The following is a 24,517-nucleotide window of genomic DNA, read 5'->3' as shown; positions in this document are numbered from 1 at the left end:
AAATACGTAATAATCAGCATATTCTTAACTAAAACTTAATTATTAACTATTCTCTAAAAAATCGTGTTATTGTAAGAGGGTATGTATGGACACGTAGCTCAGTGGATAGAGCACCAGGTTCCGGTCCTGGGTGTCGGGGGTTCAAATCCCTCCGTGTTCGTCCGCTTTAAAACCTGATGTTGTTAAGTGTTAATTGCTGATATTATTTTAATTTAAAGGCAATATTTTGAAAGGGATGAACATCAAAATAAAGGAATTGTCCTGAACTATGAATCGTCCAATAAGGGTCATGTTGATTGTAGTGCTGAGAACCAATATAACGCTGATCAATGGAATTATAAATAACCTTGTATTCTCCAACCACCGGCACATATATCTCCACATTACACTCAACTTGATAAGGAGTTTCATTGCGCACAAAAATAATATCATCCTTGTGATCTTCCCACTTATCGGACTCAAAACCAACATCACTACCCCATCTGATAAAACTAAACCATTTGCGTTCATTATTAGAACCATTACGAATCATAGAATGGATGTTATGACGAGCTAAGGCCGGTTCATTACGAAGAAGGTGATTAAGATCGTGAAAATTGTTAGAAATTTGTTGTTGATGAATAGCTGCATAGTCCCCAGTTTTTGACCAGTCAACGCCCTGAAAAACATCAAAATAACCCTCTTCCCCAAACTCATCCCCCTGAAAAATCATTGGTGCACCCGGACGAAACCAACAAAGTGCCGCCAAACCAATCAAAGGAACATGATTACCTAATTCTGTGATCAGTCGTACCTTCCCATTGGCACACTCATCGTGGGTATTCATGGCGTTAACCATAGTTTCCGCACTGTTATTATGGATGAGGATCTCAATATGTTCAATTAAACGCTGTTCGATGGGAATTTGTAAATAACTGCGGATACGGTGCATTTCCCCCATATTTTGAGCATAAGTAAAACCTAGTCCCCCCTCATGCACCGGACAAGCTAATCTAGGGAATACCCGTCGTGATTCTTCAGCAATGGTAATAAACTTGGGTGCAGTATGCTGTAAACGGGCGTGTAAGTCTCGTAAAAAACGCATTCCAGCAAAATCTACGGCCTCAGATAACCAATATCCTCGCTCTTCAAAATAGCGATCGCCTCCTAAACCATTAAAGAGGTCCCAGTTTTCTGAGTCAACCTGTTCACGATCATTTTTTGGCCAGTCCCAAAAACCGCGATCGTAGTCTAAAAAGATTTGAGCAGCTACAGCATCGATGCGCGCACCATCTATTCCTAACTCGTGATAGAGATAAGTACAGAGTCCAATCAAATAATTTTGAACATAAACATCTCCCACATTATAGATACGACTATTCCATTGATTATTCCAACCTTTTGAGCCAGAATGATGATAGAGATCGGTGCCGTCGTAGTTTGCTAGGCCACAGTCCCAGTCTTGTACCCCAAACCCTAAAGGAACATCGACAATAACCCCAATACCGTGAGCATGACAGTGGTTAACTAAATATTTGAAATCGTCTACCGTCCCGTGACGTTCATAAATAGCGTAAGGACAACCGACTAAATATCCCCAAGATTCATGAATAGGAGTCTGAAATGGGGGCATAATCTGAACATGGGTAAAACCCATATAACCCAAATGATCGACAATTTTGTGGGCAATATCGCGATAGTTTCCGTCATGAAATGTAGATAGGTGCATTTCGTAAATGCTCATCGGTTCATGGGGCAGATCAATATGCTTATGACTCCAGTTAAAATAATTGCGATCGCCGACAATACTATTAAAATTACGGGTGTCATCGTTTCCCCAAGTGACTGCCAACTGAGGACTAAACGGATCAATACGGGACATTCCGTAGGGTTGGCTTAAATAATCACTATGATTCTCAATATAATATTTATACTCTTTCCAAGTCAGATTTTCAGGAATAGTGATCTCCCAAACCCCTTCTTCATTTTTGGTCATTGTCTCGGCAAAACAATCCCATCCGTTCCCTTCACGCAAGAGACTAACCCTTGTTGCACGGGGTGCATAGACTCGGAATGTGGTTTCATTCTGATTAGGATGGGCCCCGAAATATTGATAAGGGTAATCTCTTTTGATGGTTTCGATGGATTGTTGTGTCACGGGGGTTAAAATTTTACTTGTAAATATTTATACAGTTTACTTGATTTGTGTCAAACAATCATAAATTTCCTAGAAACTCGTAGGCTGGGCAAAGTTAGAATTCAACTCAGTGTATCTAGGATATAGATATCTTGACCACGGAATGAAAACAGCAAATAATGATTGTAAAAATTAGATTTTATTCTTTTAATAATTTTCAAAACTCAAAAATAATTCGGTTCAGCAAAGTTATCATTTAACTCAGTTTGTCTAGGATATAGATATATTTGCCACCGTATTAAAACAGAGTATAATAATTGTAAAAAAATATATTTTTCCCATTTAGTAATTCTATTTTTAATTCCTAAAAGCTTCCACCATATTAAATGCAAAAACTCTGTACCTCATCAGTCTGGGAAATGCTATAGATGTCTTAACCACGGAATTAAAAGAACAAACAATGATTGAAAAAAATTAGATTTTATTGTTTTAATAATTATCAAAAATACGAACAATTGTAAGTTGTACAAAATTTTAAATTGCTATTGCTATATTTCTCGAAAAATCCATATAGCACTAAGAATTATGGTAAGGATATGAACAATATTCTAATTATAACTAATTTTTGTACTTCTGTAATATAGATTTATTGCACAAAAAAGCACCATACCTATATAGACAATATGGTGCATTATTGATTGTAAATTTAACATCTTTATAACAAAAACCTAACGATCAGCATAAGCATAATCCGGTTGTAGAACAGACTCAATTTTTACTTGTTTATCTTCAGAAATATCAACCAGTATAGTGTCACCATCCTGAATATTACCAGCTAAAATTGACTCAGCTAAACTATCTTCCAAACGTCTCATAATGGCACGGCGTAAAGGTCTTGCACCGTAACTGGGATCATAACCTTCCTCAGCCACTAAAGCTTTGAAAGCGTCACTAACCGTTAAAGTAATTTCCCTTTGTTCGTGCAATTGTTTAGCCACTTCAGCTAGTAAAATATCAGCAATTTCTGTTACTTCATATTTAGTGAGTTGACGGAACACAATCATCTCATCTAAACGGTTCAAAAATTCAGGTCTGAAATACTGTTTCAACTCATCATTAACTGCTGCTTGAATGCGTTTGTAGTTAACATTGTCATCGTCATTTTCTGTTTCAAACCCGAAGTTAGAACCCCCTTTCTCAATCACATTTGAACCAAGATTAGAAGTCATAATAACTAAAGTGTTTCTAAAATCAACCGTACGTCCTTTACTATCGGTTAAGCGTCCATCTTCTAACAGTTGCAACAATAAATTAAAGACATCAGGATGAGCTTTTTCGATCTCATCAAATAGAACCACACTATAAGGTTTACGCCGTACTGCTTCCGTTAATTGTCCTCCCTCTTCATAACCCACAAAACCGGGTGCAGTTCCGATTAATTTAGACACCGTATGACGTTCCATATATTCCGACATATCTAAACGAATCATAGCCTCTTTTGAACCGAATAAAAACTCAGCCAATGCTTTAGTTAATTCAGTTTTACCAACTCCAGTAGGACCCGCAAAAATGAAACTAGCAATGGGACGCTTGGGATTTTGTAAGCCAATTCTGGATCGACGGATTGCCCGAGATACAGCTTCTACAGCCGCATCCTGACCAATAATCCTTTCGTGTAAATTATCCTCTAAATACATCAAAGATTCTGACTCAGTTTCGGTCAGTTGATTAACCGGAACACCGGTCCAAGCAGTTACAATTTGAGCAATATCTTCTTCATCAACCACAGGAACTAAAGACTCAGGATTAATAACAGGAGCTTCATTTTCTTCCTCAAAAGAAGGCTGCATTTTTGTTTGTAAAGAATGCCGTAAATGAATACGAGATCCGGCCTCATCGATCAGATCAATAGCTTTATCTGGTAAGAAGCGATCGCTGATATATCTATCTCCTAAATTAGCAGCCGCTTCTAAAGCTTTGGGGGAAAACTTGACTTGATGATGGGCTTCATATTCTTTACATAACCCCTGTAAAATTTCGATAGTTTCTTCTACGGAGGGTTCTCCCACCATCACTGGTTGAAATCGTCTTTCTAAGGCTGCATCTTTCTCGATGTACTGACGATATTCATCCAGGGTAGTTGTCCCCAAACATTGTAATTCACCCCTAGCTAAAGCCGGTTTTAATAGGTTCCCTGCATCCATTACCCCACCCATAGTTCCAGCACCCACTAAGGTGTGTATTTCATCTATAACCAGGATAATGTTGTCAGATTCTTTAACTTGCTTGACAATAGACTTTAATCTTTCCTCAAAGTCCCCACGGAAGCGAGTTCCTGCCACTAATAACCCCATATCTAGGGCGAATACTTGTTTATCTTGTAAAATTTCGGGGATATCACCTTCTACTATCCGTTGGGCCAACCCTTCGGCGATCGCTGTTTTACCCACCCCAGGTTCCCCAACCAACACAGGATTATTTTTGCTACGACGACCAAGAATTTGGATCACTCTCTCAATTTCTCGCGATCGCCCCACAACTGGGTCTATATTCCCTTCTCTAGCCTTTTGGGTCAAATTTGTACTAAATTGTTCCAAAGTAGCCTTATATTGGGAAGAACCAGAAAATGGAGAGGCTTTTTCTCCTGCGGTTACTGGCACGGCTTCCTCTTCCCCTAACTTTTTAATTAGGGTAGTACGTAACTCCTGAATATCAATACCTTGAGAAATTAAAACCTTTACTGCTACTGTGTCAGAGTCACTTAACAGCACCATCAATATGTATTCTGGGGTGACGAAACTATTATCTTTACGCGCTACTTCAAAGGATTTTTCTAAAATTTGTTTTACGGTGGGAGTAAATGGCAAATTACTCGGACTAAACCCTCCCCCTTTACCCTTTAAACGTTCGATCGCTTGTCTAGTGGTGGCTAAGTTTAAGCCCATACTTTGTAAAACTTTGGCGGATAAAGAGTTTCCCTGACCCAGTAACCCCAATAATAGGTGTTCTGTTCCCACTAAGTTCTGTCCCATGCGCTGCGCCTCTTCTTGGGACAGCATGATGGCTTTGATGGCTTTATCGGTAAAATTCTCAAACATAAGTTTCTGAGTTGCCGCTTGTTACATTTCTTAATACTATATTTCATACTTTATCGTTTTTTGACCAGGAATGCAGTGAGGATAGCCGTAATTAGGTTTGGGATGACGGGGAGTGCAGGGAGTGTGAACAGATCGTTATCTTCGTCAAGAAAGTATGAAAGAGAAGAAGCGAGACAAGAAACAAAGAATGCTCTTAGCCTTAGAAAAAAGATTGGCAATTTTATTCAAGAATTATGAATATTTTGATGAAAGTGAAATGCAGTGGTTGATTAAGTTCTTATAACATTTTCACATAGCCACTGCCCTACAATTTGATGGTCTAGACTTATCAGGGATCAAAATTCCTAAAGATGTTATCCGGGCTAAATCAGCATAGGATCATCTAATCAACACGAGATTCACTGGGAATGGTATCTTCCGTTGATGGGTTTCTATTTTGAACAGGAGAGGATGAATGAGATTTATTAATTTGAGCAAGTTGAGACTTAACTGATGACTCTTCTGAGGACAGACAAATTTTAATTGTTGGCCCAGAACTCGCTAAGCGTATCATCATACCATCAGTAACCTGTTGTTGACTCACTAATTTTCCCTCAATATAAGTGCCATTGGTTCCCACGCTAACAAGTTCCCAGTGATTTTTTTCGTGGCGAATTTCTAAATGATGACGAGAGACGACAGCACTGAAGAGAACAACCTCATTATCGTTAGAACGACCAATGCGAATGGTCGCTGTTGTTTCAAATTTCCAATTTTGGATAGGGGTGGTTTTGGTCGGATGGAGTAAAGTTAGAGTAATCACCGAAATTCTAGCTTAGAGAGAATGGTTCACCACTGAGTTTTCATTACCTGGCTCAAAAAACAGTATGACACAGTACTGAAACTTATTATTATAATAGATCCTTGTTAGGCTTATATATAGCAGTCGCCAAAGCTATTAGGACATTTTTCTGTTCCCTGTTCCCTGTTCCCTGTTCCCTTAAAATATAATTTATGTGTCCTAACTAGCCTGTCTATTGCTATAATACTTCTTCCGTAAAAATTCAGTAAGACCATTATTCAGTTAGCAGTTCAATTTGTTACTGACAAAACAATTATTGGGGGTTAAGAAAAATGCGTGTTAAGATTTGTGGCATTACTCAAGCCCAACAAGGACAAACGATCGCAGAATTGGGTGCAACTGCTCTCGGTTTTATATGTGTTGAGCGATCTCCCCGCTATATCAACTCTCAACAAATTCAAGAAATTATTGAAGTTATCCCCACCAGCATAGACCGTATTGGGGTTTTTGCCAACGCCAGCTTAACAGAGATTGAAAGGGTTTTAACGGTGGCTAAATTAACAGCAATACAACTACATGGAGAAGAAAAACCAGAATTTTGCGCTCAGGTTAAACAATTATGGCCTGATTTGGAAATTATTAAAGCCTTTAGAATTAAAACGGTTGCTTCTTTGCAGAATATTCCTCCGTATGTGGAGGCCATCGATACTTTACTCTTAGACGCTTACGATCCTCAACAGTTAGGAGGAACGGGAAAAACGTTAAATTGGGATATTTTAGCCACTTTTAAGCCTGATCGTCCCTGGTTTTTAGCAGGAGGACTTAACCCTAACAATATTTTACAAGCTCTTGACAATTTAGCCCCTGATGGTATCGACTTATCCAGTGGGGTTGAGCGACGGCCTGGAGATAAAGACATAAGTAAAGTAACTCAATTATTTACAAAATTACACCACGGAGTTGAACATAAATAATTGCTAAGTTGGGGTTAACTATTGCCACTTTAATATCTTAAAATTTAATTAAGAAGCAAAATTTTTTGGTCAAAATAACTTATCGATTGGATAAAGATTGATCAAAAACAATTGATAATGAGCAACAGTTTCCACATCTTAAGTTCCGAATTTTGTTCCTTTATTAATCAATCAAGGAATGTTTAGAGTCTGTTGCTTTTTATTAACGAATAATTGCTAAATTACCCTTGAAAATGTTTCTAAAAGATAAGGAATAAAGAAATTATGAATGGACTACTTGCTGATGCTAGTACAAGACTGGAAAAAGCATTAAGATATACCAGAATTTCTGATGATGCTATTCAACGTTTAAAATATCCTAAAACCAGTTTAAGTGTCTCCATTCCTGTCAGAATGGATGACGGTTCGTTACGAATTTTTCAAGGCTATCGAGTGCGTTATGATGATACCAGAGGACCGGGAAAAGGTGGGGTTCGATATCATCCTCATGTAACTATGGATGAGGTGCAATCTTTGGCCTTCTGGATGACCTTTAAATGTGCTTTATTAAACCTGCCATTTGGGGGTGCTAAAGGAGGAATAACCCTTAATCCTAAAGAACTTTCAAAACAAGAATTAGAACGTCTCAGTAGGGGTTATATTGAGGCGATCGCTGACTTTATTGGCCCTGATATTGATATCCTTGCTCCGGATGTCTATACTAATCAAATGATCATGGGTTGGATGATGGATCAATATAGTATTATCCAACGCAAAATTAGTCCTGGTGTAGTTACAGGTAAACCCCAAACTATGGGAGGTAGTCAAGGAAGAGATACAGCGACCGGAACCGGTGCTTATTATGTTATCCAAACCATACTTCCTAAGTTTGAAATGATACCAGAAAAGACAACAGTTGCCGTACAAGGGTTTGGAAAAGCTGGTGCGGTGGTGGCAGAATTATTAGGAAAAGTTGGCTACAAAGTGGTAGCAGTTAGTGATTCTAAAGGAGGAATTTATGCTGAACAAGGATTAGATATTGTTAGTATTCGTAACTACAAAAAAGAACATCAAGGGATTGCAGCTATTTATTGTCAAGATACAGTTTGCGATATTGGTGAACATGAAAGTATCACCAATGAGGAGTTATTGGAGTTAGATGTGGATGTTTTGATTCCGGCAGCTCTAGAAAATCAAATAACAGCAGAAAATGCCAATAATATTAAAGCAAAGTTTATATTTGAAGTTGCCAATGGTCCGATTAATTCTGCTGCTGATACAATTTTAGATGAGAAAGGAATCTATGTCTTTCCTGATATTTTAGTCAACGCAGGAGGGGTAACAGTTAGTTATTTTGAATGGGTACAAAATCGGAGTGGTTTGTATTGGACGAAGACAGAAGTTAATCAACGAATGAAAGATAAAATGATGAGTGAGGCCCAAGAAGTTTGGTCCATCGCACAACAAAACGGAGTTTCTATGAGAACAGCAGCTTATGTTCATGCGTTAAACCGTTTAGGAGACGCATTAGACGCTAAAGGAACAAGAGATTATTATGTCAATGGTTCCACTCATTAATTAAATTTTGAGTTGTTCACAAAACCAATTCTGCGAGTCCTAAATAACGAATTCCTTGGGGTGTAATCTCAAAGCGACAGGGTAGAATTTTCACCCCTTTTTCAACAGCTTCCCGAAATAATTTACCATAGTCTGCATCGTAATCATCCGCAGGAGAAAAGCGATCGCAGTCTCCCCGGTTAATAAAATATAACATCATCGGTTGAGCATCTGGCAATAAGTCCATTAATTCCTGTAAATGCTTTTGCCCACGAGTGGTAACAGTATCAGGAAACAGGGCCGTATTATCTTTAGCCAAAGTTGTATTTTTTACTTCCAAATAAATAGGGTTCTTTTCAGATTCATTCCTTAAAAGAAAATCAATGCGACTTTTTTTATTTTTTCCATAGGGAACTTCGGGACGAACTTGATTATATTGTCCTTGTAAAGGGGGAAATTTTTCTTGTTCTAAAACTTGTTTAATAACCCGATTGGGCAAAAAAGTATTAATACCAACCCATGTATTTTCTACCTCAATTAATTCCCAACTATAAGCCAATTTTCGTTTGGGATTATTACTTTTAGAAATATAAACCCGACTATGGGTATCACACACTCCAATCATGGGACCAGTGTTGGCACAATGGGCCGTGATTATTTCCCCAGATTCTAACTCAATATCCGCTAAAAAACGCTTGTAACGTTTCTTGAGAATACCAGGAATGAGAGGAGAATAGGTGTAAATAAAATCAGTATCCATTGTCACGCTATTTTTTGCCTAACTCTTGCGATCGCTGATAAGCTGTTTTAACCGCTTCGATAACAGCAGAACGAAAGCCTTTTTCTTCCAACTTGCTTACCCCGGCGATAGTAGTTCCTCCCGGACTGGTAACTTTATCCTTCAACTCCCCAGGATGTAAACCTGTTTCTTTGATCAAGGTAGCTGTTCCCAACACCGTTTGTATAGCGAGTTTAGTTGCGATCGCTCTCGGTAAACCAGAGGCAACTCCGCCATCGGACAAAGCTTCGATCATCAAGGCCACAAAAGCAGGTCCCGATCCCGATAACCCTGTAACGCCGTCCATTAATGATTCTGACACTTCCACCACTTCACCCACAGCCCCAAATATAGAGGTAGCTAGGGTGAGATGAGAAGGTTCAACCCGAGTCCCTGGTGCGATCGCTGTCATGCCGGCCCCTACCGTAGCCGGAGTGTTGGGCATAACCCGAATAACAGGAAAGTTAGGAAACGCTTTTTCCAGACGGTTTAAGGGGGTTCCCGCTAAAATTGACAGAACTAAAGGGTAATTTTCTACCCCATCTAAGGTTAACTGGGAAACAACCTTGTCTAAGATTTGAGGTTTGATAGCTAATAACAGAGCCTCAGTTGCTTGTAAAGTCTCTTGATTGCTGTCTGTTACCCCAACCCCGTAGGTTTGGGCTAAAAACTCTCTTCTTGAAGTTTGGGGTTCACTCACCAATAGAGTATTAGCTGGATAAAGTTGCGATGCTAAAAGACGGGTGAGTATCGCTTCTGCCATCACTCCGCCTCCAATGATACCTAGTCTGATAGACATAAGTTTTCAATGGTAAAATTCACTAAAAAAATAAGGATTAAGCTTCCCTTAAACTGCTGAGGAGAAGCTTGAGTTACCCACTACTGAACCAAACGGTTAACATCTGCTCCCCAGTTAGCCACAGGAGAGGGAGTACGAGAAGGGTTAACGGGAATCTCAGGGACATCATGAACTGTACCAGAGAGGTTGCTCACTTTGACACAGTTAGGTGTAAAAAGGAAGATACTTTCCCCAATTCGTTCTTGATGGCCATCAATGGCGTAGGTTCCACCTGCAACAAAATCAACTGCTCTTTGAGCTTCTTCTGGTTCCATCACATTGAGGTTAAGAACCACAGACTTCCGTTCCCGAAGGGTTTGGATAACTTGGGGCATTTCATCAAAGGAATGGGGTTCGACGACTACCACTTCAGCAATATTATTAATTCCAGGCATAGGGACCACATTACCTTTATTGTTTCTCATGTTTAATTCTGCATTCAGATTGGATGCCATTGGCTTACTCCAAGGAAGGGGTTCGGTTTCTTGGGGTATAGGAGGTGTTGGTTGTGGGTCTTCGATTTCAAAGTCCGAGTTGCCGTCTATTTCAACATAGTTGGGATCATCGTATTCAGAATCGTCTTCAACTGGTTCGGTAATGGCCCAGCGTTTCAGTTTATCTAAAATCATCTTGACATCTCACTGATTTTACAAAGCGTTATTAAGAAAAGGTGGTTTGGGGTTTGTAAAAGATAGGTTTTTTCTTTTCCTATTCTAATAAGATTTAAAGAAAAAATACATCCCATTGCTTTGCTGTTTTTTCCTCGGTTTTGATGATAAGACTGATCTTACTTTATGAAAAAGTTAACCTTTCTTATTCGGGGTTTGCACAGCTTTCTCATCTAGTCGTTACTCTCCCCTCAGATGTTCCCAGAAAAATCACTGAGTTATCCCAATTTGAACAAGTAGGGGTTAACGGCCCTTAACCCCTACTACACATACTTGTAGAGGTCAACGGCCGTGATAGCAGTTTTCAGTTGAGTGTATTAATATTTCGGTTGAGTGAGTCTGGGAGGTGTGGGAGGGGTAGGGAGTGTGGGGACTGTTAACATTTTAATGTTTAATCTATGCAAATGAAAACTGCTGTAAAGATAACAGTGCTTCCATCTGGATAAACATTCAGCCGAAGCTTGTTCCGCGTTCGACTTTGAAACTTAAGTGGAAGGTATACTTTATAGGTTAAGTGAAATCAAAATTGTTAGCATCACGAAAATTACTAAATTAGTCAATAAAATTGCTATTAATCTAAGACTAATCTTCTAGAATAAATAGGATGGATTCCAAGGTATAACTTTTGCCCGTCACACAAAGAGAAAAATGCTATAGCGTTTCTCGGACTAATGAGGTACACCTAACTCCTGCCTCCTGCCTCCTGCCCCCTGCCTCCTGCCTCCTGCCTCAAAGCGATAACCTCTGTAGCTCACAAGTATGAGAAGTGCTATATATTCTGATTTGGTTCCTTTAAAATAATATTAACGATGAATTTACCTATTGTTTATCATCATCAGTATGTTGTTCCCCTCCCTGATGGACATCGATTTCCAATGGCAAAATTCTCCTTACTTTATGAATTATTACTGAGAGAAAATATTATTGATTCTCATCATATTTACACTCCAAAAATTCCTGAGAATTCGTTGTTAGAATTAGTTCATTGTCCTGATTATATAACTGCCTATTGTGGAGGAAGTTTAACGTATAAAGCACAAAGACGCATTGGTTTACCTTGGAGTGAAGCATTAGTTAAACGGACTTGTCTCGCCGTTGGAGGAACCATTTTAACGGCAAAATTAGCCTTGAAATTCGGCTTAGCTTGTAATACGGCCGGGGGAACTCATCATGCTTTTCCTAACTATGGTTCGGGGTTTTGTATTTTTAATGATTTAGCGATCGCTACTCGTGTTTTACAACAATTAAAGTTAGTTCAAAGGGTATTAATTATTGATCTCGATGTTCATCAAGGAGATGGAACTGCTAAAATATTTGAAAATGATGAGACAGTGTTCACTTTTTCTATGCACTGTGAGTCGAATTTTCCCAGAGAAAAACAAAAAAGTGATTTAGATGTTTCTTTACCAAAAGGATTAGATGATGATGGTTATTTACAAATTTTGTCGCAATATGTTTCGGATTTACTATCAGAAATTAAACCAGATTTAGTTTTATATGATGCGGGGGTTGATACTCATGCTAATGATCATTTTGGGAAATTAAGTTTAACAGATACGGGAATTTATCGCCGAGAAATGCTAGTTTTAAGTAGTTGTATTGCAGAAGGATATCCTGTTGCTAGTGTCATTGGGGGAGGCTATGCAAAAGACTTGAAATCTTTAGTTTATCGACATTCTCTATTACATCGTGCAGCGAAAAATGTTCATCAATTTTATCAATTATAATTTTAAACTACATTTTTAACTAAGTAGTTTTTTGCTTACATTTGAAAAAGTTTTCCCCCTTCAACTTTCATGATTTGAGATGATTTTAACCATTGTGTATCAAAAGAGTGTAAATAGGTGGTGGTGATTATGGTTTGAAACCGTCCTTGAATCACCTCTAATAGTTGGTTTTGTCGGTTGGGGTCGAGTTCGGCTAAAACGTCGTCTAATAGTAATAAAGGGGGTTCTCCTATGACATCTTCAATTAATTGTAATTCGGCTAATTTGATGGCTAAAACAAGGGTTCTTTGTTGTCCCTGGGACCCGTAAGACTTAGCCGGAGTATGATTGATGTTAAATTCTACATCGTCTCGATGGGGTCCAACAACGCTGGTAGCAAGTTGTTGTTCAGCTATACGACGCTGTTCTATTTTATCTAAAAAAGCTTGTTGTACTTGTTGGGGTTCTTCGCTATCAATTGAAATATTAGGTAAATAATTAATCTCTAAATTTTCTGTGCCGTTACTAATTTCTTTATGCCAATTTTGTGCTAAAGGGGTTATTCTTTTAATAACTCGACTTCGTCTTCGAGTGACTCTGGTTCCTGCTTCTGCTAACTGTTGGTCCCATAATTTTAATTGGGACATTTCTGCTGATAAATTATTAGTTATGGATTGTTCTTCTACTGTCTTACGAATTACTTTTAATAAGGCATTTCGTTGTCGTAAAACTTTATTATATTGATGAATAATACTAGCATAAACGGGTTCAAGTTGGATTAAAAGGGTATCTAACCAACTGCGACGGGTTTCCGGTGAACCTCTTACTAATTCTAGGTCTAAACAAGAGAATTCTACTGCGTTAATATGGCCTAAAAATTCTAGATGACGGCGTAAGTTTTCATGATTTAACATTAAACTACGTCTTCCTCGGGAACGAAAAGTTATTCCTAGTTGGGACTCCCCGTAGTTTCGTTCCACTATTCCTAAAATTTGTCCTGTTTTTTCTCCTTCTAAAATAAGATCGCGATCACGGTTTGTTCGATGACTTTTTAAGGTTGCTAAGAGTTCTACTGCTTCGAGTAAATTGGATTTTCCTTGAGCATTATTTCCTAACAAAATTGTCTTTTGTGACTGCAAATTAAGAGTTTGTTCATGATAATTACGAAAAGCATATAAATGAATATTTTTCAGATACACCCTATCTTTGCCTCCTGTATTCTGCCTTTTGTCTGCCCCCTTTTATAAAAGGTTTTGGGGGGATTTTATGTCTGTATTCTCTTACCGTAATTGCCAATTAAAAGGAAGAATAGAATAAACCCCTCGAGGGTCGTTAAAGTTTTGAATAACTTTTAATTCTTCTTGAAATTTCAAAAATTCTTGGGTTAAAGGATCGACAGAATTATTGACTATGGTTATCCCTTCGTCTAAAGTATTATTAATAAATAAATTAGGAAATCCTTGGGAACTAGGATGAGATTTAATTTCCCAATCTTTCCCTAATTCTGCTTTTTCGGCTGCGTATTGTATCGCAGCATTCAAACCTCCAAAACTATCGACTAATCCTATACTTTTTGCTGTTTTTCCCGACCAGACTCTACCTTGTGCAATACTAGCAACTTTCTCTTTACTTAGATTACGAGATGTGGCAACTTTTTCTAAAAAGAAGTCATAAACACGGTTAACTGATTTTTGGTAAATGGCTAATTCTTGCTCAGTTTTTGGTCGTGTTGCTGTTCCTAAATCGGCAAAATTTGCTGTTTTTACAACATCCCAAGTAATGCCATTATTGTTGGAAATTTCTTGGATATTAAATAAAAGTCCAAATACTCCAATTGAACCAGTAATGGTGTTGGGTTGAGCAAAAATGTGTTCTCCTCCTGTAGCGATCCAATACCCTCCAGATGCTGCTACATTACCCATAGAAATAATCACAGGTTTTGTCTCTTGAATTAATTGAATTTCCCGTAAAATAATATCCGATCCCGTCGCACTTCCTCCAGGACTATTGATGCGAATCACTACTGCTTTGATTTGCTCATCTTCTCTAATTTTACGTAATATTTTAGCAAAGCGACTTCCTCCTATTTGTTCTCTGGTTCCTACTCCATCAACAATAGAACCTTCTAAATAAACAACAGCAATTTTATTATTAGAACTATTATTTTCTATCCCTGTAACTGGGATATTTGTATAACGATTAAATGAAACTTGTCTTAACTCTTCTTTATTTTCTGTAATTTCTTGTAAAATTGAAATTGCGTTATCTCTATGTGCAACTTTATCAATTAATTTTAGTTCTTGTGCTTCTTGGGGATATAAAATACCCTGATTATCGGCAATTTTTTGTAAATCGTCAGATTTTATTTGACGACTTTCGCCAACTTTTTGAATATAATTATTCCAAATACTACCAAGTAAAAATTCTAATTGTTGCCGATTTTCTGGACTGAGTTGAGTTCTTGTATAAGGTTCGACTGCTGATTTATAATCTCCTACTCTTACTACTTGAACCCCAATTCCATATTTATTAAATGCCCCTGTCCAAAATAAAGGTTCTGTACCTATTCCATTTAATTCCATTAACCCCAAAGGATGAATTATTAAGGTGTCAGCTAATGAGGTTAAATAATATTCTTGCTCACTTATGTTAACATCATAAGCAATAATTTTTTTACCACTTTCTTTGAATTTTATTAGGGCTTCTCGTATCTCAGCAAAACTGGCATAACCACTGCCACCACTGGCGTTACTTCCATCCAAAAAAATAGCTTTAATGCGATTATCTTTACTGGCTTTTTCAATGTTTTTGATAACCTGACTTAAGGTTAATACTGAACGCTCCCTATCTGATAATATTTCCCTTATATTAACGATGGGTTCTCGATCTCGAATCTCTGTAGAAAGATCAAATACTAATACTGATTTATCTTTAATTGTGGGTTCTGTGTCTACACTCGCTACAGTAATCAATAATATAACTAAACTGCTAACACCTAAGGACACAAATAAAAATAATCCTGCTAGAGTTCCTATAATACTGGCAAGGGTTTGTTTTAAAAAGTTCATCATTTAATCTATCATAAATAAAATTTTTCTTGGTAACTTTCGCTTATCCAAGAAAAGGTTATTAATAATCTATTATATAACAATTCTTTAAAAGAGGGTATAACAATTCTCATACTTGTGAGGTACACAGTTTTCTAGTTTTAGGAGTTCGGAGGGGCGATATTAGGTGTACTTCATGAGTCCGAAAAACACTATATATTTTTCAATAAGTACATTATCAGTCAAGGTAAGTAAATATTAAATTCTCCTTAAATATCCTCCTATATAGAAGTATTTAATCTCATACTATACAGAGAATGAAGTCGATTTATTTAACGATCAATGCAGTACAAAATTCACGGAACCGTAATGCAAATTTTAGAAACTCATCTGATGATGGGAGAGTCAATTTTTACCGAGTCTGGTGGTATGGCCTGGATGAAAGGAGACATAGAAATGAAGACAAACACCAGAGGTGGGCTAATGGCTGGTATTGGCAGGGCATTAGCTGGAGAGTCTTTATTTATGACCAGTTATAATTGTAATTCCGGTCAGGGAATGGTTGCTTTTACAATGGAGGTTCCTGGGACAATTTTAGATTTTCAATTAACACCTGGACAGAGTTTAATTTGTCAAAGAGATGCCTTTATGTGTGCTGAAGAAACTGTGGAAATAGAGTTACATTTTCGCAAAAAATTGGGTGCTGGTTTATTTGGAGGGGAAGGGTTTATTTTACAAAAAATAACCGGACCGGGAAAGGCATTTTTAGAAATTCCAGGAGAAATGCAAAGCTATGATTTAAAACCCCAAGAAGTACTTTTGGTTGATCCTGGCCATATTGCTTTATTTGAACCCACAGTTAATTTTGAAATTGAATCTGTTAAAGGGATAAAAAATGTTTTATTTAGTGGAGAAGGTTTATTTTTGGCTAAGTTAACTGGCCCGGGTAAGGTTTGGTTACAAAGTATGCCTTTTGCTAATCTTGCTGCTAAGTTAGCTAAATATATTCCTGCTAAAAACTAATCTACAATATCTTATTTTATTAGCGAGAAAATCAATAAATATCGCTTTTTGCTAAAGCTGGATGTGTAGATTATAAATTCTTTCAATAGTCAACTAATTGATCTTCATTAAAAGGGTTTAAAACATAATCTTCTAATTTTAATTTTCTCTCTAACCAAGGAATTCCATTTCCTGCTTTTTTACTCAAGGCAATAATAGGAGTTTCTTGGAGAGCAGGGTATTTGTGTAATTTTTTAAACAAATTTTCAATTATGTGTTTTTTGAGATGATTATCAATAATAATTACTGAAAATAATTGCGATAATAAATGTTCATTTACTTCGGTTAAATTATGGATGGAAATAGATTATACATGGTTATTATTGAACTATTGTTGTAATTTTATGATATTCTCTTTAGTATCTGTAATGCCTTGACTAAAAAAATAGGCAACATAATCTTTTAAAAGATCCATCGGTTTGATATTATCTATTCTATTACAGGCGCAGTCATTAAGGTAGGTTGATGGTGATTTAATTGAGGAGAGGGATTGAATTGTTCTTGTCCTCGAAAAAATACTTGATCCCGTCCTTTTTCTTTAGCTTTATATAAAGCTTTATCTGCATCATTTAATAATTGTCTCGCTGATGTTTGTGGCGAGGGAATAACAGTAGAAACACCTAAACTAATGGTGACGTATTTATTTACTTGCTCTGTCGCTGCCGGCATTTTTAACTGTTGAATAGCCGTTCGTATTTGTTCCGCAACATGAACCGCCCCTGACACTTTAGTATTGGGTAAAATAATAACAAATTTTTCCCCTCCATAACGGGAAACCATATCTCCTGGACGGTTTAAAGTATATTTAAGGGTATGAGCTAATTCTTGTAAACAGCGATCACCTTGAACATGGCCAAAAGTATCGTTATAAGCTTTAAAAAAATCTACATCGCATAAGATTAAAGAAAGGGGTTGTTTCTCTCTGGCCATACGTCGCCATTCTTGGTTAAAATAATGTTCAAAATAATGACGGTTAGGTATCTGAGTTAAACGATCTTGAAAAGAAATTTCTTCTAATTTTTGATTAATTTGATTTAGATGTTGATAAAAGTGGTCTTGTTGGATAGAAATAATTAATTGAGTGGATAATAACGACAAAAAACCCAGTTCTGAAGAAGTCCATTGACGGGGACTCGAACATTGATGGACCATAATCAGTCCCCACAAACTGTGAGTCTTTTTACTACTATGACTAGAGTGACTTGAACCATGCATAGGCTTTGCTTGAGGGTCTCGTTGACGAATGGGAACAATAATTTTGGCTTTAACATCAAAAAGGCTATCCAAAGCCATCATGGTCGAAGTTTGCGGGTCTGGTTGACTCACATCTGCGATCGCCTCTATGTCCCCTTGTTGCCAAGCTTGAAGATTCGCTAAGCTGACAAAGTGACTGATGTGACAATGAAGCAAGGTTTTCCAAGGTCGTTGCCTCCATTCTTCTACTACTGTCATCTCTCCCGATGGCATCATTTGGGCGATGACAACTCGATCCGCTTGCAAAAATTGAGCGATCCCGTTGATCGTAGTTTGTAAAATTTCTTTAAGGCTGAAAGTTTGAGGAACTGGAGGTGTTGATAGCTGAGGTGTTTGAGGTGTCAATTTTGTGCCATAACTTTCAACCCTCTCGGATTGGTTTTCTTCAACACTGTAGGGTACTTCTTGTTCACAGTGTCGGCAAAACCAGGTCAGATGTCCACTCCTTACATGAGGCCAAAGGGGTGAGTTACACAAGGGACAGCGATGTTCTACAGTCATACTATTTCCTCCTGTCTTCCTATTAAACTTTTTTTTGAATATTAAATTGTTAAGTTAAAGTCTTCAGTGTTTATAGATATTCTTATTACTCCGATAATATCGTATTTATGAGCTTTCGGAACATAATTGTATTAAAACTTTGCATGATGTCCTGCTATCGGTATATTTACTCTTCTCTCACATTTATGGTAATAAACTAATAGTTTTTCTCGTATTAACTGAAAACTCTTGAAACCATAACTCTCTAGAAAAATTAAAATTAATTTTTCTTACCTAAAGATTTTTTTGTGGGTGCTAAACCATATCATTTTTAGGGAGTTGAGGAACTATGACTTCTTCACTATTTGGCAAGATGGGACTCAAACAAGCTTTATACTTATTTAATGATCTGCCTTTTAAAAATGTGTTAACTTCCATAGAAGGGATTACAGGGAGATTTGCCTGCTATAAAACAAAATTATTAAATTTCTTTAAATTACGTGTGTGTTAAGGAGGTGCATATAAAAATTAGAAATAATTGTTAGAATCTGACTAAATGTGACTATTAGAAGGAGTTTGCTCCTAATAGTTCTGGAATAACACCATAAGCTGATGGTATTGCTCCTTAAGCTTTTAGCCAGGATTCCCTTAAAACTTAAATTTTAAGACAAAATGTTACTTATATTACTTAATCACTCTTGTAATTCAGATATACTAGCAGTGGTATCTTTTAATAAACCCCTTTTAAATCATCTACTTATTAATGATCTATTTTTTCAAATGGAAACCATCTATTAACATCCTTAGATAAAGTGACCGATTAATAATTTTAATCGATAGTATTAATCATTTTTATAGCTTTCTTATGAAAGAAAAATCAATGAGTCGTATTCCTAGATTTGATTGGTCTGCTGACCAGAACCTTCAATCAGAGGTTGTTGTCAAAAACATCAAGGTAGTTGAAGAAACCCGTGAAGCTTTGCAACTTTTGCAAGCTAGAAAAGTAGTTATTTTAGTCTTGGATCAATTAAGCACAGATAAAGCACAACGGGTCGTTGACTGGATGGCAGGAGGAGCTTGCGCCATTGATGGACAAACCTTTTGGATCGCCGAAAAGACGTTTATGTTTGTTCCCAATCAAGTAGAGATACAATCCCAACGACCTGCTCCAACTTCCCCTTCTCCACGTTTAAAAGACATCTTAACCTGAGTATGATGAGAAAGCATAGCATTGACAACTTTAAAGCCCAGACATTGCCTATAATTATAGCAATTAATAAATATTTAGGTAAAAATTTTTGAGTTTTGCTATGAATACTGGGTTACAACCTCAAACTATGGTCAATGACCGTTTTCTGATTCTACGTCAACTCGGTCAAGGGAAACTAGGAAGAACTTATTTAGCTGGAGATAGTCATCGTTTTAATGATCGTTGTGTTCTCCAGGAATTTGCTCCCGATGTCCATGATGTTTTAGCCCTAAAAAAAACAGAAGAATTATTTCAGCGCAAAGCACAAATTCTTTATACTTTAGAGCATCCTCAAATACCTAGTTTTCGGGAACTATTTTCTTGCCAACAGGAAAATACAATTAAACTCTTTTTGGTACAAGACTATGTGGAAGGATTAACCTATCGTCAACAATTAGAACAAGGATTAAAAACAGGAAAACTGTTTACAGAAACAGCAATTAAACGATTTTTATTAGAAGTTTTACCCGTTCTTCATTATCTCCACGAAACGGGAATTATTCATAGGGACATTACCCCTGATAATATTATATGTCGTCAAACAGATAATCTACCCATTTTAATCGATTTTGGCAGTGTTAAACAGTTATCAACTATTGCCAATACCTATTTTAAACACCCAGAATTATTAACCACTAAAATTATACAAGTGGGTGAACCTGGATATGCACCCAAGGAACAAATCGAACAAGGGATCGTCACAGCCAATAGTGATTTATATGGGTTAGCAGCCACTGCTTACACTTTATTAACTGGAAAAGAACCATTACAGTTACAAGAAAGTGACAATTTAAGCGGTATGTTTTCCTCAGAGTTGCCCATTAGTTCTGATTTTAGCCAGATTCTAGCAAAAATGTTGGCCAAAAATCCAGGCGATCGCTATTCTTCGGCGCAAGAAATCATAGCACTACTCACCCAATCTTCTTCTCAACCTCTTACCCCTCCCACCCAAGTGGTGAAGTCTGCTATAATGCCTCAAACTTCTCCAACAAAAGTGATCGTTTCTTCTAGGCAAAAAACCGAACAAAATATGACAGTAACCAACCGCAAAAATAGTCCTATTACTGGCTGTTTAGGTAAGTTGTTTTTACTTTTGATGCTAATTTTAGGCTCAGGGACAATGGGATGGTGGGCAGGGAAATTATGGATTTCTCAAATCCTTAATACTCAAGAAGATAGCCAACCTACAGAGGTCTTGTCGGAGGAATCTTCAAACCCTAATATTAGCGATAAAGAGTTAGAACGGAAAACAGAAATACGCACTCGTCGTCGTCAATTGGGATTAGATCATAGTTGGTTTGTTGGGGTAGTTGATGAACTTTTTTGGGATAAATATCCTGAGCAAAGAGACAAGATTTTGAGCAATGGTAAAGACGATATTAATTGGCGTGATAGATGGGATGAAACCGCTATTCAGGTATTAGAGGGTGTTGAGTCTTTGAGTTCAGAATCATTAGAAAATATTGGCAGTTATACTCGGAGTCAAAGAAGGGTTTGGAAGCAAAGAGCTAATCGTTTATTTTTAAGTAGTCGTGCTTTGTATGATTTGGTTGATGGGCGTTTTTTTGCTGCTTTTCCTGAACAAGAAAATGAGGATTTTATTGACGAACCTATTGGTCAAATTTGGAATGCTATGATTGCAGATACCATAGCTTCTTTACAAGAAGGTGATAGTTACGAAAGATTAGGAATTGAATTAGAGCAAAATGGGGCTATTCAACGTCTTAAAAAATTAGAGTCAGGTGAAGGAAATGCTTATGTTGCTAACTTAAAAGCGAACCAAAGAATTGAGGTGAAATTAGAAGGAGATCGCAATTTACTTCTTTCTGTTTATTCACCTACGGGAAGAAATAATATGTTAGAAGATTCTACAAATCATCAATGGTCTGGAGAACTAATTGAAAGCGGTTATTATGAATTCACTGTTGTTTCAAAAAGCCAGGAAATTGTTAATTATGAACTCAATATTACTGTTATAGATTAAGGGCTTAAATCTATGGATAATGATCAAGCTATTCAACAATTTAAAACAGCAATTTATCAAAAAAAAACTGATGATTTTGAACTGATAAAACTAGGAATATTCTTGTTAGAATCAGGAGATTTTCAGCAGCGTTGGGATGTGTCTAAATTATTTCCTAAACTTGGGGAAAAAATAATAGAACCTTTATTAATTATCTTAGAAGATGAGAATATTGAGGTTGAATATCGTTGGTTTGTTGCTCGTATTTTGTCAGAATTTAATGATCTGAAAGTTATTATTTCTTTTACTCAATTATTACAAACAATAGAGGAAGAAGACTTATTAAATATCCTAGCAGAAGGGTTGACAAAAATGGGTATTTCTGCTATTGAAAGCCTAGAAATGTTACTACAAAGGCATGAATCTTCTAGATTATTAGCTGTTAAAGCATTAGCACAAATTCGTCATTCAGATACCATTAAACCTTTGTTAGAAGTTGTTAATGATCCTGACCCAGAAATTAGGGCGATCGCTTTAGAATGTTTGGGTAGTTTTCATCAAAAACGACTGATTCCTATCTTTATTAATAGGTTAAATGATCCTGTTTCTGGGGTTCGTAAAGAAGCTATTATCGTTTTAGGAATGCAGTCACAATTAACAACAGAATTTGATATTGTTACCCATTTAAAGCCTTTACTTTATGACATAAATTTAGAAATTTGTCAAGAAACAGCCCTAGCTTTAGGAAAAATTGAAACAGATGAAGCAATAGAAGAATTATCTATAGTTCTCCAGAAAAAAACAACTCCTATAGAACTAAAAAAAGCAGTAATTAAAGCTTTGAGTTGGACAGAATCATCTCAAGCATTAATTTATTTAAAACAAGCATTATTTACTGAAGATATAGAATTTTGTCAGATAATAATTGATTTATTAGCAACTACAAAAAGTGAAATATTTAGACATCAAAGCAGTGAAATTTTAGAAGAATTTTTATTATCAAATAACCCTATTAGTCAAGAAACAAAGATCAAGCAGAAGATGGCAGTTACTTTCGGAGAATTAGGAAATGAAACAGCTATAAATTGTCTCAAAAAACTATCCAATGATTCTAATAAATCTGTAAAATTACACGCAATTTCAGGATTAAAAAAGAATGAAAATTAACAATTTATAATTTTGTCGGGAACCAATCTTCATCTAATAATTGTTCTAGACTATAAGGACATTTTTGAGGAAAGGTATTAAGTTCAGTTTTTCTTTTAGTATATTTAAGACTATTTTGATAAATTAATTCAAGTCTATTAGCTAAAAAATTTTGTAAGTTTTTGGTTAAAATACCATTTATTTGAAATCTAAATTCAGTAATCTCTGCTTTCCAATGAGCAGAGTTATATTGATATTCTTTTGACCAATATTCTAACAACAAAAGATGAACTATGATCTGTCTTAGTAAACTTTCTACTTTGTTTTTTCTCTCTCTACCCAAATCTTCTAATTCCTCAATTAAATTTTCTATATCTAACTCATTAAATTTTTTTTCTTGTAAGAGTTTAATGGTTTTTTCTATCCAAAGATAATCGTCTATTTCATATAATTTTTTTAGGTTAGATTGAGATGGTATTTGTACCATGACTGTTTCCCTGTTTCCTTAAGTAACTATATTATAGCATTACCAAAAATAGTAAAAAATTAGGGTGGGCAAATTAGATATTTATTTGTTTTATAAAATCGTAATTTTTGCCCACCTGATAAAACAGATTTTTGATGTTATTTTATTCAGCACTTTTTAAGACATTAGACAACCATTGTGTTAAATCGTTCTCGCTTTTAAAGTCTAATAAAGCTTCTCCTAAATCTTCTAAGTTTTCAACAGATAAACCTCTAATTTGAGTTAGTAAATCTGTAGAAAGTTGACCAAAACGACGATCTAGTTGACGTATAATGAGGTTAGCTTCTCCTTCCTGTCTTCCTTTTTCCTTTCCTTTTTCTTCAATGTCTTGGTAAATAACAGATTCTTTCATGATGTCCTCCTTTAGTAAACGTTGAATGATGTCCTTACTTAATACTAAACCAGCTAAGATAGAAGTAGAAGCAGCAAGATTGCTTTTTTCTCTTTTATCAGGAATATCCTCAATTTGTTGGCTAATCTGTCTGAGAATATTTTCTCTATTTTTACTTTGACCTAAAACAGCAAAAGGTAATAATCCTTTAGACTGTAATAAAATGTCTGTAGGAACCTCCCATAAGCGAATAACATCGAATTCATGGCGTGTTTTGCTTAATTCAAAGACGGTTTGTTGAGTTAATTCTGAAGAATTCTCTCTTAAATAAATTACCACTTGAATCATCTCTTTTTGTGGATAAAGACGATAACCTCTGATGCGATAATCTAACATCCTAAAAGGAATAGCTTTATCTGGTTGAGTTTGGAACTCAATATGTAAAATTAAATCCTCCGATTGCAAAAAGATTAAACTATCAGCGCGAATGGGTTCTAAAGATAGTTCTGATGGCTTTAACTCAGTTAAGGGGATGGGTTTTCCTAATAACCATCTTGCCATATCTTCAGGGAATTGGGCAGCGATGAATTTACAAATGGAATCATACATTTATTGTAATAAGTAATGATATCTCAGAAATAAGAAACGATGAGGACATAATAAAATTTCGTTTGGAAGTAGGCTTGAAACCTCTCCCAAACTTCTTTCTCCCTAAAGGGAGAGGCTTGAAACCAAAATGAAAGATGTTCAATGTTTGGTCAAAATCAGAAGTCTCAAACACTGATTCTTTCCTTGAAAAAAATCCAACTCCGAACTCCGAACTCAGGTTACTTAACCTGCATTATTCATGAGAGAATTGAGAACAAGCCTGAAAGCCTTATATAATAAGGAATATGGAGATTTGACCCCAATAACAGTCTGTAATTTTTATCTATTACTAACTATTGATTATTTAATGATTAAA

Annotated in this window: 20 protein-coding genes and 1 tRNA gene; 9 read left to right on the top strand and 12 right to left on the bottom strand. The window is 36.3% G+C overall.

Annotation, left to right across the window (positions count from 1 at the left end; all coding sequences use genetic code 11):
* Window positions 1–87 precede the first annotated feature (87 nt).
* Window positions 88–160, top strand: a tRNA-Arg gene (locus QNJ66_RS17490).
* Between the two features lie 42 nt (window positions 161–202).
* Here the strand turns inward: QNJ66_RS17490 and QNJ66_RS17485 are convergent.
* Window positions 203–2,137: an alpha-amylase family glycosyl hydrolase gene (locus tag QNJ66_RS17485; protein ID WP_300509176.1), complete on the bottom strand. Its 1,935-nt coding sequence runs from the start codon at window positions 2,135–2,137 to the stop codon at window positions 203–205.
* 707 nt (window positions 2,138–2,844) lie between these two features.
* Window positions 2,845–5,214: an ATP-dependent Clp protease ATP-binding subunit gene (locus QNJ66_RS17480; RefSeq protein WP_300509174.1), complete on the bottom strand. Its 2,370-nt coding sequence runs from the start codon at window positions 5,212–5,214 to the stop codon at window positions 2,845–2,847.
* 154 nt (window positions 5,215–5,368) lie between these two features.
* Here QNJ66_RS17480 and QNJ66_RS17475 point away from each other — a divergent pair, with 154 nt between their 5' ends.
* Window positions 5,369–5,497 carry a hypothetical protein gene (locus QNJ66_RS17475; protein ID WP_300509172.1) on the top strand — a complete coding sequence of 43 codons (129 nt, stop codon included), beginning with the start codon at window positions 5,369–5,371 and terminating at the stop codon, window positions 5,495–5,497.
* 99 nt (window positions 5,498–5,596) lie between these two features.
* Here QNJ66_RS17475 and QNJ66_RS17470 read toward each other — a convergent pair whose 3' ends face one another.
* Window positions 5,597–6,016 carry an FHA domain-containing protein gene (locus QNJ66_RS17470; RefSeq protein WP_300509169.1) on the bottom strand — a complete coding sequence of 140 codons (420 nt, stop codon included), beginning with the start codon at window positions 6,014–6,016 and terminating at the stop codon, window positions 5,597–5,599.
* Between the two features lie 311 nt (window positions 6,017–6,327).
* Here QNJ66_RS17470 and QNJ66_RS17465 point away from each other — a divergent pair, with 311 nt between their 5' ends.
* Both QNJ66_RS17465 and QNJ66_RS17460 read left to right on the top strand, forming a co-directional pair.
* Entirely contained in the window at window positions 6,328–6,969 is a 642-nt protein-coding gene (locus QNJ66_RS17465; protein WP_300509167.1) for a phosphoribosylanthranilate isomerase, read from the top strand.
* Between the two features lie 264 nt (window positions 6,970–7,233).
* On the top strand, window positions 7,234–8,526 hold the full coding sequence (locus QNJ66_RS17460) for a Glu/Leu/Phe/Val dehydrogenase (RefSeq protein WP_300509166.1): 1,293 nt from the start codon (window positions 7,234–7,236) through the stop codon (window positions 8,524–8,526).
* Between the two features lie 16 nt (window positions 8,527–8,542).
* On the opposite strand, the gene sfsA is transcribed toward QNJ66_RS17460, so the two are convergent.
* The 3 genes from sfsA to QNJ66_RS17445 all read right to left on the bottom strand — a co-directional run bounded on the left by sfsA (window position 8,543) and on the right by QNJ66_RS17445 (window position 10,750).
* Complete coding sequence (sfsA, locus tag QNJ66_RS17455; RefSeq protein WP_300509164.1) at window positions 8,543–9,265, bottom strand: DNA/RNA nuclease SfsA; 723 nt, start codon at window positions 9,263–9,265, stop codon at window positions 8,543–8,545.
* A 7-nt stretch (window positions 9,266–9,272) separates the two neighbouring features.
* Window positions 9,273–10,082 (bottom strand): pyrroline-5-carboxylate reductase, encoded by an 810-nt coding sequence (gene proC, locus QNJ66_RS17450; RefSeq protein ID WP_300509162.1) that lies wholly within the window; start codon window positions 10,080–10,082, stop codon window positions 9,273–9,275.
* 80 nt (window positions 10,083–10,162) lie between these two features.
* Entirely contained in the window at window positions 10,163–10,750 is a 588-nt protein-coding gene (locus QNJ66_RS17445; protein ID WP_300509160.1) for a cell division protein SepF, read from the bottom strand.
* Between the two features lie 848 nt (window positions 10,751–11,598).
* Between QNJ66_RS17445 and QNJ66_RS17440 the strand changes: the two genes are divergently transcribed.
* Window positions 11,599–12,516, top strand: a complete 918-nt coding sequence (locus QNJ66_RS17440; protein ID WP_300509159.1) for a histone deacetylase — start codon at window positions 11,599–11,601, stop codon at window positions 12,514–12,516.
* Window positions 12,517–12,551: 35 nt separating this feature from the next.
* Here the strand turns inward: QNJ66_RS17440 and recF are convergent, their stop codons facing one another.
* Window positions 12,552–13,694: a DNA replication/repair protein RecF gene (gene recF / locus QNJ66_RS17435; RefSeq protein WP_300509157.1), complete on the bottom strand. Its 1,143-nt coding sequence runs from the start codon at window positions 13,692–13,694 to the stop codon at window positions 12,552–12,554.
* An 81-nt stretch (window positions 13,695–13,775) separates the two neighbouring features.
* Window positions 13,776–15,566: a signal peptide peptidase SppA gene (gene sppA, locus QNJ66_RS17430; protein WP_300509155.1), complete on the bottom strand. Its 1,791-nt coding sequence runs from the start codon at window positions 15,564–15,566 to the stop codon at window positions 13,776–13,778.
* Window positions 15,567–15,884: 318 nt separating this feature from the next.
* Here sppA and QNJ66_RS17425 point away from each other — a divergent pair, with 318 nt between their 5' ends.
* Window positions 15,885–16,565 (top strand): TIGR00266 family protein, encoded by a 681-nt coding sequence (locus QNJ66_RS17425; RefSeq protein ID WP_300509154.1) that lies wholly within the window; start codon window positions 15,885–15,887, stop codon window positions 16,563–16,565.
* Between the two features lie 82 nt (window positions 16,566–16,647).
* Here the strand turns inward: QNJ66_RS17425 and QNJ66_RS17420 are convergent, their stop codons facing one another.
* Complete coding sequence (locus tag QNJ66_RS17420; RefSeq protein WP_300509152.1) at window positions 16,648–16,806, bottom strand: hypothetical protein; 159 nt, start codon at window positions 16,804–16,806, stop codon at window positions 16,648–16,650.
* Window positions 16,807–17,033: 227 nt separating this feature from the next.
* Complete coding sequence (locus QNJ66_RS17415) at window positions 17,034–18,359, bottom strand: sensor domain-containing diguanylate cyclase (RefSeq protein ID WP_300509150.1); 1,326 nt, start codon at window positions 18,357–18,359, stop codon at window positions 17,034–17,036.
* A gap of 844 nt (window positions 18,360–19,203) precedes the next feature.
* Between QNJ66_RS17415 and QNJ66_RS17410 the strand changes: the two genes are divergently transcribed.
* From QNJ66_RS17410 to QNJ66_RS17400, 3 genes are all read left to right on the top strand, one after another.
* Entirely contained in the window at window positions 19,204–19,548 is a 345-nt protein-coding gene (locus tag QNJ66_RS17410; protein ID WP_300509148.1) for a cell division protein SepF, read from the top strand.
* A gap of 100 nt (window positions 19,549–19,648) precedes the next feature.
* A complete protein-coding gene (locus tag QNJ66_RS17405; RefSeq protein WP_300509147.1) occupies window positions 19,649–21,571 on the top strand; it encodes a serine/threonine-protein kinase in 1,923 nt (640 codons plus the stop codon).
* 12 nt (window positions 21,572–21,583) lie between these two features.
* A complete protein-coding gene (locus QNJ66_RS17400; protein WP_300509145.1) occupies window positions 21,584–22,717 on the top strand; it encodes a HEAT repeat domain-containing protein in 1,134 nt (377 codons plus the stop codon).
* Between the two features lie 4 nt (window positions 22,718–22,721).
* On the opposite strand, the gene QNJ66_RS17395 is transcribed toward QNJ66_RS17400, so the two are convergent.
* Window positions 22,722–23,183, bottom strand: a complete 462-nt coding sequence (locus QNJ66_RS17395; RefSeq protein WP_300509143.1) for a DUF29 domain-containing protein — start codon at window positions 23,181–23,183, stop codon at window positions 22,722–22,724.
* Window positions 23,184–23,325: 142 nt separating this feature from the next.
* Window positions 23,326–24,162, bottom strand: a complete 837-nt coding sequence (locus QNJ66_RS17390) for an Rpn family recombination-promoting nuclease/putative transposase (protein WP_300509141.1) — start codon at window positions 24,160–24,162, stop codon at window positions 23,326–23,328.
* Between the last annotated feature and the right edge of the window lie 355 nt (window positions 24,163–24,517).

Source organism: Crocosphaera sp., assembly GCF_030064895.1.
In the GTDB taxonomy this organism is placed as follows: domain Bacteria; phylum Cyanobacteriota; class Cyanobacteriia; order Cyanobacteriales; family Microcystaceae; genus Crocosphaera.
This window is presented reverse-complemented; position numbering and strand designations above follow the sequence as displayed.

What these genes read in the sequence shown, in the direction of transcription:
- QNJ66_RS17440 (WP_300509159.1), top strand. Translation starts at nt 11,599, where the DNA reads ATGAATTTACCTATTGTTTATCATCATCAGTATGTTGTTCCCCTCCCT.
- QNJ66_RS17460 (WP_300509166.1), top strand. Translation starts at nt 7,234, where the DNA reads ATGAATGGACTACTTGCTGATGCTAGTACAAGACTGGAAAAAGCATTA.
- QNJ66_RS17415 (WP_300509150.1), bottom strand. Translation starts at nt 18,359, where the DNA reads ATGACTGTAGAACATCGCTGTCCCTTGTGTAACTCACCCCTTTGGCCT.
- QNJ66_RS17395 (WP_300509143.1), bottom strand. Translation starts at nt 23,183, where the DNA reads ATGGTACAAATACCATCTCAATCTAACCTAAAAAAATTATATGAAATA.
- proC (WP_300509162.1), bottom strand. Translation starts at nt 10,082, where the DNA reads ATGTCTATCAGACTAGGTATCATTGGAGGCGGAGTGATGGCAGAAGCG.
- sfsA (WP_300509164.1), bottom strand. Translation starts at nt 9,265, where the DNA reads ATGGATACTGATTTTATTTACACCTATTCTCCTCTCATTCCTGGTATT.
- QNJ66_RS17390 (WP_300509141.1), bottom strand. Translation starts at nt 24,162, where the DNA reads ATGTATGATTCCATTTGTAAATTCATCGCTGCCCAATTCCCTGAAGAT.
- sppA (WP_300509155.1), bottom strand. Translation starts at nt 15,566, where the DNA reads ATGATGAACTTTTTAAAACAAACCCTTGCCAGTATTATAGGAACTCTA.
- QNJ66_RS17445 (WP_300509160.1), bottom strand. Translation starts at nt 10,750, where the DNA reads ATGATTTTAGATAAACTGAAACGCTGGGCCATTACCGAACCAGTTGAA.
- QNJ66_RS17475 (WP_300509172.1), top strand. Translation starts at nt 5,369, where the DNA reads ATGAAAGAGAAGAAGCGAGACAAGAAACAAAGAATGCTCTTAGCCTTA.
- QNJ66_RS17425 (WP_300509154.1), top strand. Translation starts at nt 15,885, where the DNA reads ATGCAGTACAAAATTCACGGAACCGTAATGCAAATTTTAGAAACTCAT.
- QNJ66_RS17400 (WP_300509145.1), top strand. Translation starts at nt 21,584, where the DNA reads ATGGATAATGATCAAGCTATTCAACAATTTAAAACAGCAATTTATCAA.
- QNJ66_RS17480 (WP_300509174.1), bottom strand. Translation starts at nt 5,214, where the DNA reads ATGTTTGAGAATTTTACCGATAAAGCCATCAAAGCCATCATGCTGTCC.
- QNJ66_RS17465 (WP_300509167.1), top strand. Translation starts at nt 6,328, where the DNA reads ATGCGTGTTAAGATTTGTGGCATTACTCAAGCCCAACAAGGACAAACG.
- QNJ66_RS17405 (WP_300509147.1), top strand. Translation starts at nt 19,649, where the DNA reads ATGAATACTGGGTTACAACCTCAAACTATGGTCAATGACCGTTTTCTG.
- QNJ66_RS17410 (WP_300509148.1), top strand. Translation starts at nt 19,204, where the DNA reads ATGAAAGAAAAATCAATGAGTCGTATTCCTAGATTTGATTGGTCTGCT.